9 protein-coding genes are annotated in these 12313 nt (G+C 55.2%); 4 read left to right on the top strand and 5 right to left on the bottom strand.

Annotated features, from left to right (window positions below):
• Positions 1-3: 3 nt before the first annotated feature.
• The 3 genes from OMR58_RS00680 to OMR58_RS00670 are packed head-to-tail and all read right to left on the bottom strand — an operon-like array spanning position 4 to position 3442.
• A complete protein-coding gene (locus OMR58_RS00680; protein ID WP_200559074.1) occupies positions 4-855 on the bottom strand; it encodes a sugar ABC transporter permease in 852 nt (283 codons plus the stop codon).
• A 10-nt stretch (positions 856-865) separates the two neighbouring features.
• Positions 866-2170, bottom strand: a complete 1305-nt coding sequence (locus OMR58_RS00675; RefSeq protein WP_279355972.1) for a carbohydrate ABC transporter permease — start codon at positions 2168-2170, stop codon at positions 866-868.
• A 51-nt stretch (positions 2171-2221) separates the two neighbouring features.
• Entirely contained in the window at positions 2222-3442 is a 1221-nt protein-coding gene (locus OMR58_RS00670; protein ID WP_105591798.1) for an extracellular solute-binding protein, read from the bottom strand.
• Positions 3443-3745: 303 nt separating this feature from the next.
• Here OMR58_RS00670 and OMR58_RS00665 point away from each other — a divergent pair, with 303 nt between their 5' ends.
• The 3 genes from OMR58_RS00665 (at position 3746) to OMR58_RS00655 (ending at position 8139) form a co-directional block, all read left to right on the top strand.
• Positions 3746-4876, top strand: coding sequence for an ABC transporter ATP-binding protein (locus tag OMR58_RS00665; RefSeq protein ID WP_370569853.1), 1131 nt, complete (start codon positions 3746-3748; stop codon positions 4874-4876).
• A gap of 445 nt (positions 4877-5321) precedes the next feature.
• On the top strand, positions 5322-6626 hold the full coding sequence (locus tag OMR58_RS00660) for an enolase C-terminal domain-like protein (protein ID WP_264545106.1): 1305 nt from the start codon (positions 5322-5324) through the stop codon (positions 6624-6626).
• 130 nt (positions 6627-6756) lie between these two features.
• On the top strand, positions 6757-8139 hold the full coding sequence (locus OMR58_RS00655) for an MFS transporter (RefSeq protein WP_264545105.1): 1383 nt from the start codon (positions 6757-6759) through the stop codon (positions 8137-8139).
• 89 nt (positions 8140-8228) lie between these two features.
• On the opposite strand, the gene OMR58_RS00650 is transcribed toward OMR58_RS00655, so the two are convergent.
• On the bottom strand, positions 8229-9512 hold the full coding sequence (locus OMR58_RS00650) for a lysozyme inhibitor LprI family protein (protein WP_264545104.1): 1284 nt from the start codon (positions 9510-9512) through the stop codon (positions 8229-8231).
• A 660-nt stretch (positions 9513-10172) separates the two neighbouring features.
• Here OMR58_RS00650 and OMR58_RS00645 point away from each other — a divergent pair.
• Entirely contained in the window at positions 10173-11018 is an 846-nt protein-coding gene (locus OMR58_RS00645; protein ID WP_347710559.1) for a sugar phosphate isomerase/epimerase family protein, read from the top strand.
• Between the two features lie 122 nt (positions 11019-11140).
• Here OMR58_RS00645 and OMR58_RS00640 read toward each other — a convergent pair whose 3' ends face one another.
• Positions 11141-12154 carry a zinc-dependent alcohol dehydrogenase family protein gene (locus OMR58_RS00640; RefSeq protein ID WP_264545102.1) on the bottom strand — a complete coding sequence of 338 codons (1014 nt, stop codon included), beginning with the start codon at positions 12152-12154 and terminating at the stop codon, positions 11141-11143.
• Positions 12155-12313: the final 159 nt, after the last annotated feature.

Genomic DNA, 12313 nt, shown 5'->3' with positions numbered 1-12313 from the left:
GGTTTATCCCTTTGTACTGCCTGATGTCAGGCCGGAAACGAAGTATTTTTGCAGCGCCAGATAAAGGATGGCGACCGGTACGGCGATCAGCACCGCCCCTGCGGCATAGGTGGTGTAGCTGGCCCCCATTTTCTGCGACACGAGGTTGTACAGTCCGATAGGCAGCGTGAACTGGTCCGGGCTGCGCAGAATGGTACTGGAGAGGATGAAATCCCCCAGCGGGCCGGTGAAGGAGAACAGCGCCACCACCGCCAGAATCGGCTTCGACAGCGGCATAATGATCTCAATGAAAATGCGGAAGTTCCCCGCGCCGTCCATGCGTGCCGACTCGTCCAGATCTTTCGGAATGGCGTCGAGGTAGCCTTTCATCAGATAGGTGTTCATCGGGATCATGCCGCCAACGTAAATCAGCACCAGCGCCAGGTGGCTGTTGATTAAGCCCAGCAGCTGCGACAGCACGAAGATGGCAATCAGCGCCGAGAACTGCGGGATCATCTGCAACAGCAGGAACAGCATCAGACCATTCTGCCGCCCTTTAAAGCGGAACCGCGAAAAGGCATAGGCGGTACAGCTGACGCTGATCAGGGTCAGCACCATGGTGAAGAAACTGATTTTCATCGAGTTCCAGTACCAGCTCAGGTACGGCACCGTGCCGTTAAACAGATTGCGGTAGTGCTGCAACGACGCGTTTTCCGGGATGATCGAGCTGCTGAGCAGGCTGTTGCCCGCGTTCAGCGACGCGCCCACCGTCCACACCAGCGGATAGATAATGATGGTGGAAACCATCAGCACCACCAGCCAGGTCAGCGACAGGCGCATCCATTTTTCGCGTTTAATACTTACTGATTTCGCCATGACTGTGCCCTTACGCCATTTCATCTTGTTTAAACGATTTAGTGGCCCGGAACTGCCACAGCGCCACGCCGACCACAAAAATCGACAGCAGGATCGTAATGGTGGCGGCAATCGCATACTGCGAAGACGACATGGTCAGCTTGTAGATCCACGAAACCAGAATGTCGGTGCCACCGGCGTTAGACCCGGCCACCGCCGGGCCGCCGTTGTTAAACAGATAGATAATGTTGAAGTTATTAAAGTTGAAGGTGTACTGGGTGATGATGATCGGCGCGATGGCGTACATCACCAGCGGCAGCGTGATGGTTTTCAGCCGCGTCCAGGCGCTGGCTCCGTCCATCATCGCCGCTTCATACAGGTCGTCTGGAATCGCCTGCAGTACCCCGGTGGTCATGGCGAACACAAACGGGAAGCCGAGCCAGGTCTGCATTAAAATCAGTGCCGTTTTGGTCCAGAACGGATCGGTCATCCACGCCTTCGGCGCAATGCCGAAAAAGTCGAGAATCGAATTGTTGATCACGCCAAAGGTGTCGTTGAACATGCCCGCAAACACCAGAATGGTGACAAAGCCCGGCACCGCCCACGGCAGAATGAAAATGGTGCGGATCAGCGGCTTAAAGCGCAGATCTTTCTGGTTCACCAGAATGGCCAGCATCACGCCCACGCTGCACTGTAACGTCGTTGCCAGTAGCGTCCAGACCACCGTCCACTGCAGCACGTCGAAGAAGGTGGAACGCCAGATGGATAAGGTGAAGATATTAATGAAGTTCTTCACCCCGACCCAGTCAACCAGCTTCGCGGGCGGCGTGTGGTACAGGTTGTAGTTAGTGAAAGCGATGGCGAACCCGAACAGGATTGGAAACACCACCACAAACACCAGCAGGATAAACCCCGGGGTGATCATCAGATAGGGGAAGCCCTCGCGCAGCAGGATCTGATACTGCTTGCGTACCCCGTGCAGCTGGTCGCCGTTATCGCGGCGTTGGCCGTTCAGCCAAGCGTCGCGGAACGACAGACCCCACAGCGTCAGGCCAAAGGCGATAATCAGCACGCTGATAATACCCTCCGCCAGCAGGAAGATCGAGTTGTCGCGCGGCACCTCTTCCCCCAGCGTTACCAGTCCCCACAGCCCCTGCTGCAGAAAATCATGGAACACACCGGCAAAGCTGGTGAGCAGGATTAAAAAGCACAATCCCTTGGCCCACTGGCGATGATAGAACTGGCCGAAGCCCGGCAGCAGCGCCAGCAGTACGCCAGTTACGGCGTGCTGCCGCGAGCGTTTGTTAAGCATCAGTTTTTCACTGGGGGAAATCATCACACCATTATCCTTCTTGCTTCCTGATTTGGGCCGCGATACGACGCTGGCTTACTGGTTACTGGCCTGCATCGCTTCAATCTGCATGGTGATTTGCTTCACCGCGCCGTCGAGTGCCGCTTTAGGTTCCTGCTTGCCGGACACGCTCAGCTCCAAAGCAGCATTCGCCGGTCCCCACACTTCCTGCATTTCCGGTACGCCCGGCATGGCGGAGGCGCGGGCGGCCTGGACCGCAACGGCGTTGGCTTTCTCATCGTCTTTGATAATCGGGTCATTCATCAGCGCCAGCAGCGGTGGGATCTCCTGGGTTTTCTGATAGCGTTCTTTGACGTACTGCGGCTGGTTGATGAACTCGATAAACTGCTGCGCCAGCGCTTTATCCTTGCTCCAGGTGGAGACCACATAGCCCTTCACGCCGAGGAATGAGCTCATCGGTTTGCCGTTTGGCAACTCGGGCAGCGGTGCCACGCCGTAGTTGATGCCCGCCGCTTCATACGGCTGGAACGCCCACGGGCCGTTAATCACCGCCGCCGCTTTTTTCTCGGTAAACAGCGAGTCGATGGCGTTCAGTCCGTTATCCCCCAGGATGCCACCCGGCAGCAGGCCCTGAGTGAAGAAGCTTTTCAGATAGGTGACGGCCTCGATGCTGCCCGGGGTGTTCAGGCCGATGTCGTGGGTGTTCAGCCCACCTTTGCCATCCTTGCCGAAGATGTAGCCGCCCATCGGCGCAATCGCGCCCCAGCTGTAGTAAATCTGGTCGAACTTCGCCAGCAGGCCGTACTGTTTGGCTTCACGCTGCTTCTGCGAGAAGGTGCGGTACTCGTCGAGGGTTTTCAGCGGCGACGGCAGCAGATCCTTGTTGTAAATCAGTACCAGGGTTTCAATCGCTTTCGGAATGCCGTACACCACGTTGTTCTGGATAAACGCGGCCATCGCCGACGGGGTATACGCCGCCTGATGTGCCGCATCCACGGTGATTGGCGACAGCAGGCCCTGCACCACGGCGCTGCCCAGCTGGTCGTTCGGGATCACCAGCACATCGGGGCCGATACCGGCCGGGCCATCCAGACGCAGCTTCTCAATCTGCTGAGCGAAAGGCATCTCCTGCACTTTGACTTCAACGTTATGCTGCTTCTGGAAATCCGCGATGGCGGTTTTAATGCCGTCAGATTTCTTAATATCTTCCCAGACGGTGAGCTGCTGTGCGGCGTAAGCGGCCTGCGTGGCCATCAGTGCGGACAGTAACAGCGTGATGCTCGTTTTTAATTTCATTGCTGACCTCATGTGAAGGTATGACATTTTTATGTTTTATTGCTGAATTCGCGGGTCGTTAACCGGTGGAAGTCAGCCTGTAGAGCGAGAGGAACTACAACGTATTGATGTCATACGCTACGCAAGAGCACCCGATCCCACCAGCCCATAATTATCAATGTGTGATCGACGTTACAGAAATCAAAATACCCGGTAGGGTGCTTACCACCAGGGGGTTATAGTCAACCCGCTTCCCACAACGGTTGAAGCGCATAAGTGAAGATTTGTAATACGTAATACATTTAACCCTGAAAAACATTCCCGATGAGGATTCGCATGTCCAGCATCAGACTGAGAAGCGTGAGTAAGAAGTTCGGCGCAACCGAAACGCTGAAAAATATTCAACTGGATATCGAGGCAGGCGAATTTGCCGTATTCGTTGGCCCTTCCGGCTGCGGCAAATCCACCCTGCTGCGGCTGATTGCCGGGCTGGAGGAAGTCAGCGGCGGCGAGATCCTGATTGGTGATGAGATGGTCAACGACGTCGCCCCCGCCCATCGCGGTGTGGCGATGGTGTTTCAGTCCTACGCGCTTTATCCGCATATGACCGTGGCGGAAAACATGGGCTACGGCCTGAAGGTCAATCGCGTACCGAAAGAACAGATCCGCCACCAGGTGGAGATGGTTTCCAAAACGCTACAGCTTTCCCACCTGCTGGACCGCAAACCGAAGCAGCTTTCCGGCGGGCAGCGCCAGCGCGTGGCGATTGGCCGGGCGATTGTACGTAATCCGAAGGTGTTTATGTTCGATGAACCGCTGTCAAACCTGGACGCCGAGCTGCGCGTGGAGATGCGCCTGCACATCGCCAAGCTGCATCAGGAGCTGAAAACCACCATGGTTTATGTCACCCACGATCAGGTTGAGGCAATGACGCTGGCCGATAAGATTGTGGTGATGAACTACGGCAAGGTTGAACAGGTCGGCTCGCCGATGGCCCTCTACTACAATCCGGTTAACCGCTTTGTGGCGAGCTTTATCGGCTCGCCGAAGATGAATTTCCTGCCCGCCCAGGTCGTGGAGTGCAGCGCCAGCGGGCTGCTGGTCAGCATTAACGAAGGGCAAAACACCCTGGCGCTGCCTGCCCCGCAGCGGCTGCTGCAACCGGGCGAGGCGCTGACGCTGGGCATTCGACCTGAGCATTTGCGCATCAACAGCGACGCCCCGCTGCAGCTGGATTTCCACTGTGAAGTGGTGGAACGGCTGGGCAACAATACCTATCTGTTCGGTCAGAGCTACGGCCACGACGGCTTTAAAATGCTGCTGCCCGGCGATGTTTCCTTCCGTCCTTATCAATCTCTGCGCCCGTCTTTCTATCCGCATCAGTGCATGGTCTTTGACAGCGAAGGGCTGCGTATCAGCGCGGATATTGAGATCCCGCAGGATCAGGCGGCGTAATGCTGCCGGTTGCTTTCTCTACCCGCTTTATCCGTTGAGTCACTCCTGGCTGCGTGTTTGTTCACTCAGCCTGAAGGGATTTAGCGCCAATAAAAAACCAGACCATGAGGGTATCGGCACTTCTGCCGGGTCGTCATGGACTGGTAGCACCCTTTGATTTTGATGTCTCTCTGTGCCGTGAACCCGCCATCACCGTGTCATAACAGGCCCTTCCTGTCTTTTACTCTCAGGGGGTGTTTGATGATGATTCAAGCCGTTCATGCAGCTATTATTTTCGTAACATCTCAGAAACAAATTAAAAACACATAAAAAACATAAAAACTCAGACCTCATCAAAATATAACCACGTGCTCATCTTTCGTTCTAAAACCGCCGATACACTCAAATTATCAACTGAGCCCTACCCTACTTTTTATAACGACCTATAAATAAATCAGGAGATAAAATGGCGATCGCGATCAAGGATATCAGCGTTAAAGATATTCGTTTCCCAACGTCCAGAAACCTCGACGGTTCTGATGCGATGAATGCAATATCTGATTATTCCGCAACGTATGTCACCCTGATAACCGATCGGGAAGATTTAAAAGGCTACGGACTGACTTTTACTATTGGCCGGGGAAACGATCTCTGCGTCAGCGCAGTTAAATCATTAGCCGAATTATTTGTGATTGGCCGCACGCTGGAGGAAATTACCGCTAATTTCGGCCAGTTCTGGCACGAGCTGGTTTCCGGTGATTGTCAGCTGCGCTGGGTCGGGCCGGAAAAAGGCGTTATTCATTTAGCCACCGCGGCAATTATTAATGCGCTCTGGGATTTATGGGCGCGTTCGGAAAATAAAACCGTGTGGAAACTGCTGGTGGATATGAAGCCGGAAGAGGTGGTGAAGTGCATCGATTTCACCTACATTACCGATGTGTTAACCCCGGAAGAGGCGCTGACCCTGCTGCGCCGCGTCGAGAGCGGGAAAGTGCAGCGCGAACAGGAGATGTTTGAATACGGCTTCCCTGGCTATACCACCGCTGCGGGCTGGCTGGGCTACTCGGAAGAAAAAATGCGCCAGCTGGCACGCCAGGCGGTCGCCGATGGCTGGACGCACCTGAAGCAAAAAGTCGGAGCCGATCTGGAGCAGGACATGCGGCGTGCGGCCATTCTGCGTGAGGAGCTGGGCTGGGACCGCAAGCTGATGATGGACGCCAACCAGATTTGGGGCGTAGACCAGGCCATTGCGGCCATGCGCAAGCTGGCACAGTTCGACCCGCTGTGGATTGAGGAGCCAACCAGCCCGGACGATATTCTCGGCCATGCGGCGATTAAGGCGAGAATCGGTGATATCGGCATTGCCACCGGCGAGCACGCCCACAACCGCGTGATGTTCAAACAGTTCTTCCAGGCCGGCGCGATGGACTTTTGCCAGCTCGATCCCGCCCGCCTCGGCGGCCTGAACGAGGTGCTGGCCGTGGTGCTGATGGCAGCGAAATTTGGCGTGCCGGTTTGCCCGCACGGCGGCGGCGTCGGCCTGTGCCAGTATTCGCTCAATATCGTGCTGTTCGATTATATTGCTGTCTCCGCCTCGCTGGAAAACCGGGTGCTGGAATATGTTGACCACTTACATGAAAACTTCGAAGAGCCCTTAGTCATTAAACGCGGAAGATATTATCCGTTACAGCAACCGGGCTACGGCGTGAAAATGAAAGCTCAGACCCTACTGGATTATTCATGGCCTGACGGTCGCGAATGGTTAAATTAAAAACCTCTCACTATTAATCCTGTCAATTTTCTGCTATCCCGCCATGAAATAATGGCGGGATAGTCAGAATGCCTTATGACGTTATTATCGAAGAGACCGACTGCATAACACTCAACGTGGAAGCACTCCTATGAGTCAGACTGAAGATGATAAAGTTGTTAATTCGGCAGTACGTAAATCTATTATCCGCCTGCTGCCGTTTCTGGCATTAATGTATGTAATGGCTTATTTAGATCGTGCCAATATTGGTTTTGCCAAAGAGGCATTCCAGGTGGATACCGGTTTAAGTAATGCTGCCTACGCGTTTGGTGCCGGGGTGTTTTTTATCGGCTATGCGCTGTTCGAAGTGCCCAGCAACATTCTGCTGTATAAAGTCGGAGCCCGGGTCTGGCTTTCCCGCATTATGGTGACCTGGGGGCTGATCTCAGCGGCGATGATGTTCGCCCACGACGAGAAAACCTTTATCATCCTGCGCTTCTTCCTCGGTGCATCGGAAGCCGGTTTTATGCCGGGCGTGATGCTCTATCTCACCTTCTGGTTCCCGCTGAACGTCCGCGCCAAGGTCGCCGGTTATTTCTGGTTTGGTCCGCCGATCGCCTTTATTCTCGGCGGCCCGGCATCCGGCGCGCTATTAACCATCCACGGTATGTGGGGCTTGCACAACTGGCAGCTGATGTTCCTGGTTGAGGGATTACTGGCGGCGTTTGTTGGCGTGGTAGCCTATTTCTATCTTGACGATAAGCCTGCCGATCGGCGCTGTAAGTTCCTTAACGAAGAGGAGAAGCAGGCTCTCAGCCGGGTGATTGAAAAAGAAGAGAAGGCTAAGGTCAACCACGGCCCGCAGGGTATCCTGAAAGCCCTGTGCGATCCGCGCGTGCTCTATCTGTGCATGATCTGCTTTACCATCCAGGTGGGTTCCTACGGGATTGCGTTCTTCCTGCCTTCGCAGGTGGCGGCTCTTTCCGGCCAGAAAGTCGGCTTTATCGTCGGCGTGCTGTCCGGTATTCCCTGGCTTTGTGCCCTGTTTGCGGCCTGGTATATTCCGCACCTGTCGACGAAGCGCAAAGAAAGGCGCTGGATCGGCACCATTACCCTGCTGTGCGGCGGCCTTGGCGTGGCGCTGTCAGGGATGTTAGCGGCAACGCCGGTCTGGGCATTCATCGTGCTGTGCATCGGCTGCGCAGGTCTGCTGGCGGTGCAGCCGATCTACTGGACCTTCCCCACCAGCTATCTGGGCGGTGCGGCGGCGGCATCAGGGATTGCACTGATTAACTCGCTGGGCAATCTGGGTGGTTTCGTTGCGCCAAACATCCGCGTGTGGGCCGAAAACACCTTCAATTCTCCGGCGGCGGGGCTTTATCTGCTGGGTGCAATCGCCATTGTCGGTGCGCTGATGCTGTCCGGGGTGTTCCGCATCGGCATCCGCCGCGATCTGGACAGCCCGGCACCGGATATTCAGCGGGATGCGCCAGCGGAAAACAGCGCGACGCTGACTTCGGGTTCGCTGAAATAACGATGAAAGGAAAATACCCCGCCCTGTGCGGGGTATTTTTTTAACCCGGCCGGAACGCGTTCGATTTCCGTTCGGGCAGGGGAAAATAATCAGCGAGGCGTATGCTGAGGCACGCGCAATGCCGTTTCCGACCAGCATTGCTGCATTTTGTCCGTTGCCACCTTGAAGCGCTGCGTCCACTGCTGCAAATATTCCGACCGCTCTTTTTGCTGACGCTCGCGGGTGGAAGGATCGCTGCTGAACGTGCCCCACTGGCTCTGCACGGCCTTGCTCTCATTCGTCAGGCTGTCCGTTTCGGCACGGCACTGCGGAATAACGATGTTGTCGAAATCAGTCACCGACACGCCGTAATCCCGGTAGATGCTTAACATGCGATAGCGGTCATCGCTGCCGTCGGCATAATTTTTAGCGTCATTATAGACTTTCATATCCAGCGCCGAGTTGCTGCGGAAGTCCATCTCAATCGGCTCAAGCACCGCCGATGTCGCTGTTAAATGGTAGGTTTTCACTTCACCGGCGGCGGAAGGTGCTGCACTGGCTTGTGCATTCACCGCTGTCTGTTGCTGACTGGCGCTTGCCGCTACGCCGGTGCGGCAGTCATACAGATTGGCATCAAATCTTGGCTTCATGCTGCCTTTCACCGAGGTGAAGATAAAACTGAGGAACCCGTTGGCCTCGCTTTTGCGGTAGAAGGAGGTGGTGCCGTCCTGCTCCTGCTTAACGTTCATAAACTCCTTGCCGCGCGGTGAAATAAATTCACTGTTCATATCGCCCAGCCCGTAAAAACGATCGAAGTGGATGATAAAGCTTTCGCCGTTATCGGTGACGCGCAGCCGGTTTGGCTGGGTTTTCTGGTTGGTGATGTACTGATCGACAGCATCTTTACTGTAGGTGACCTGCACCTGGCAGGAGCGTTCTACCGACGCCTGGCCCGAACTCGCTACGGGCGCTGCACTCTGAGCAACGGGTGCGGCCTGTTGTTCGGGAGCGACCGCTGCCGGTGCAGCAGACTGAGGCTGGCTGCCGGAAACCGCCGCCGACTGTGCGCTGCCCCCGACGATCGCATTCAGGTCGTTCACGCGGTTCACATAGGCGTTTTGCAACTCGGTGAATGACGTGGACTTATTGCGAACCTCTTTTAACCACGCCAGCTGCGATTTTCTGATGGCGGCTTTATTGTCCGGGTTCTGCTTAATCGCCTGGCCGTATAAGCCGCTCACTTTATCGTCCAGCGCGGACAGCGCTGGGGTGGAACAGATGGTCTGTTCAACGTAGCCGCTGGCTTTATTACAGTCGAAGCCGGCAGCGAAAGACGCTGAACTAAAAATAACACTCGTAACGGCTAATGCAGCGAGACTCAATTTCTTATTCATGTAAAGTCCGATTAATATTGTTGTGCTGGCGAAGCGTTATTTTCCAACAGATTCACCATCTGATTTGTTGGAATACTTATTATTTATACTGCCTGGTTTAATGCTGCCTTGCCTTTGAGGATGTGATTTATATGTTTTAATTCTGTGGGTTACGTGAAGATTGCGCTGCTGGATTCTACCATCAGAACACGCCCGCGATTGTATAGTATGCCCGCGTTGCCCTGCCAGATAATTTTACTGAAACGGGTTCTGACCCGGCTGGCGGTCTCACTTCAATAATAAATAGACCTAACGGTAGTGACCGAAAACGTATCGGATGAAAAAGTTTTAATGATTCACCATCACGCAGATAAATAATCAATGCGGGTAGCTCATCCCTTAAGTGGAATATCAATTGATGCAGCAGTTTCTGATTTCGACCTGCGAGTGATTAATCCGACCAATCCTGGGCACTAAATTGTTAAACGATCAATCCGGAATGCTCATGTTCGCGCTGGGCTACGTCACCAGATCCGTTAGTCCCAGGTTTGGTTCCTGTACCGCCCATTCCCCTCCCCGGCATAATGACCCCGATCACAGAAATCACTTCTGCATTTTGTAATCGATTACTTTTGATCGTAGTTTGTAATCGATTACTTATTAATAACAGGATGAAAATTGATGAAAAATTTGATGGCAACGGTGGGCCTTTTGGCGGCTCTGGGCACGGCGTCGGGCTTTGTTTCAGCGGCGCAGGTGGATGATGAAATCGCGCTGCAAATGTATACGTTGCGCAATGTCGGCACGCCAGCCGAGCAGTTCGCGATGGCGCACAAGGCGGGCTTTAAGCACGTGGAGCTGGTCGGCACGCACGATCTGAATGCCGCACAGCTGAAGGCGCTGCTGGAGAAAAACCAGCTGACGGTCACCTCTTCACACGTCCAGCTGAAGGCGCTGGAGCAGGACTATCAGCAAACCGTGGCCTTTAACAAGGCGGTAGGCAACAGCACCATCGTGGTGCCGTGGATTGAACCGCAGGATCGCCCGGACAGCACCCAGGGCTGGATCGACTACGCGCAGCGGCTGGATAAACTGGGCGCGAAGCTGCACAAGGACGGCATCCAGCTGGGCTACCACAACCATAATTTTGAAATGAAGAAGTACGACGGCGTCACCGCGCTGGACATCATCTTTAAGCACTCGCAACCCGCCAACCTGAAGCTGGAAATGGATGCGGCGTGGGTATCACGCGGCGGTCAGGACCCCGCACGCATTCTGAAAGAGTATCCGGGCCGCGTGTTTGCTATTCACGCCAAGGATAATGCCTCGATCGGCATCCGCGATGACGAAATGAACTTTGCCCCGATGGGCGAAGGCCTGCTGGACTGGAAAACGATTTTACCCGCCGCGAAGGCCAGCGGCGTGAAGTGGTTTATCATCGAACACGATAAGCCGAAGGATGCCTGGAGCATCATCACCACCTCGCTGAAAAATCTGCGCGCCGCGCTGGAAAGCCTGCCGAAATAACCTCAGCAGAGCGGTACCGGAAAGAGTGCCGCTCGCCGTAGGAACCCGGAGCTGCATCACAGCCTCGATTTTTGGTAATCAGACGGCTCACGGGCTGATGCCTAACCCGTGAGCCCGCCCCGTCAGTCAGCGATGCGGATAACGACCTTGCCAAATGCACCGCGTGACAGGTGTTCGAAGGCCTTCACCGCATCCCGGAAGTCGTAGACCTGCTCAATCACCGGCTTGATGTTGTGCTCGGTGAGGAACGGATTCATGCGGTCAAACGATGAACGCGGCGCTACCGCGATACCCCGGATCGTGGTCTGGCGGAAAATCACCGGCATCAGGTCCAGCTGCGATGTCTGCCCGGTCAGAAAGCCGACCTGCGCGATGGTTCCGGCAACCTTCGTGGCGGCCACCGACTGGTTAATCCCGTCCCCCCCGGCGACGTCGATAGTGATATCAACCCCTTTACCGTCGGTCAGCGCCAGCACGGCGTTATGCCAGTCCGGCGTGGTTTTATAATTAATCCCTTCATCGGCACCCAGCTGTTTAATCCGATCCAGATTGGCATCACTGCTGGAGGTGGCGATAACGCGTGCGCCATACGCATGGGCTATCTGCGCCGCAAAGACGGAGACACCACCGGTTCCCTGTACCAGCACCGTCTGGCCCGGTTGCAGGTTGCCAATATCCATCAGCGAATACCATGCGGTCAGTGCGGCAATCGGCAGCGTTGAGGCTTCCTCATCGCTCATCGTGTCAGGGGCTTTCACCGCGCTGTCCTGATGAATAATCATATACTCGGCCAGGCCGCCCGGCAGCGGCATTCCAAGGCACCAGTCCGGCTCATCCGCTGCGGGTTCGCCGTCCAGCCAGCGCGAATAGAGGTGTGAGTTAACCCGTTCGCCGACGGTGAAGCGGCTTACGCCCTCACCGACTGCCACGACGGTTCCCGAGGCGTCGGACACCGGGATCAGCGGTTTAGGAACCCGGTGTGGTTCATAGAATCCGTCCACGATCGCCTTATCCCGGAAGTTGAGGGATACCGCCCCCACCTTCACCAGCAGTTCGCCCGGACCCGGCGCTGGGGTTTCCACCTCGGCGAGCTGTAAATTCTCAAGGCCAAAATCTTTCAGTAACCATGCTTTCATTTTTGCGTCTCCACGGTATGAGTTAAGTGGCGGCCATCATAAAAACTGCGTGCGGCGGGAAAAAGCCGTGGAAAAGCACTTCACTGTTATTGCAGGGGAAACAATCCGCCAGGGTATACTTCGCTGTATTGATACCCGGTGGGTGAACGATTTCAGTGG

Origin of the sequence: Erwinia sp. INIA01 (assembly GCF_025947915.1) — a bacterium.
GTDB lineage: Bacteria > Pseudomonadota > Gammaproteobacteria > Enterobacterales > Enterobacteriaceae > Erwinia > Erwinia coffeiphila.
Note: the sequence above shows the minus strand (reverse complement) of the source record. Positions and strands in the feature narration are given on the sequence as shown.

Coding starts and splice junctions, on each gene's coding strand:
- OMR58_RS00675 (WP_279355972.1), bottom strand. CDS start 2,170: ATGATTTCCCCCAGTGAAAAACTGATGCTTAACAAACGCTCGCGGCAG.
- OMR58_RS00680 (WP_200559074.1), bottom strand. CDS start 855: ATGGCGAAATCAGTAAGTATTAAACGCGAAAAATGGATGCGCCTGTCG.
- OMR58_RS00660 (WP_264545106.1), top strand. CDS start 5,322: ATGGCGATCGCGATCAAGGATATCAGCGTTAAAGATATTCGTTTCCCA.
- OMR58_RS00655 (WP_264545105.1), top strand. CDS start 6,757: ATGAGTCAGACTGAAGATGATAAAGTTGTTAATTCGGCAGTACGTAAA.
- OMR58_RS00650 (WP_264545104.1), bottom strand. CDS start 9,512: ATGAATAAGAAATTGAGTCTCGCTGCATTAGCCGTTACGAGTGTTATT.
- OMR58_RS00640 (WP_264545102.1), bottom strand. CDS start 12,154: ATGAAAGCATGGTTACTGAAAGATTTTGGCCTTGAGAATTTACAGCTC.
- OMR58_RS00645 (WP_347710559.1), top strand. CDS start 10,173: ATGAAAAATTTGATGGCAACGGTGGGCCTTTTGGCGGCTCTGGGCACG.
- OMR58_RS00665 (WP_370569853.1), top strand. CDS start 3,746: ATGAGGATTCGCATGTCCAGCATCAGACTGAGAAGCGTGAGTAAGAAG.
- OMR58_RS00670 (WP_105591798.1), bottom strand. CDS start 3,442: ATGAAATTAAAAACGAGCATCACGCTGTTACTGTCCGCACTGATGGCC.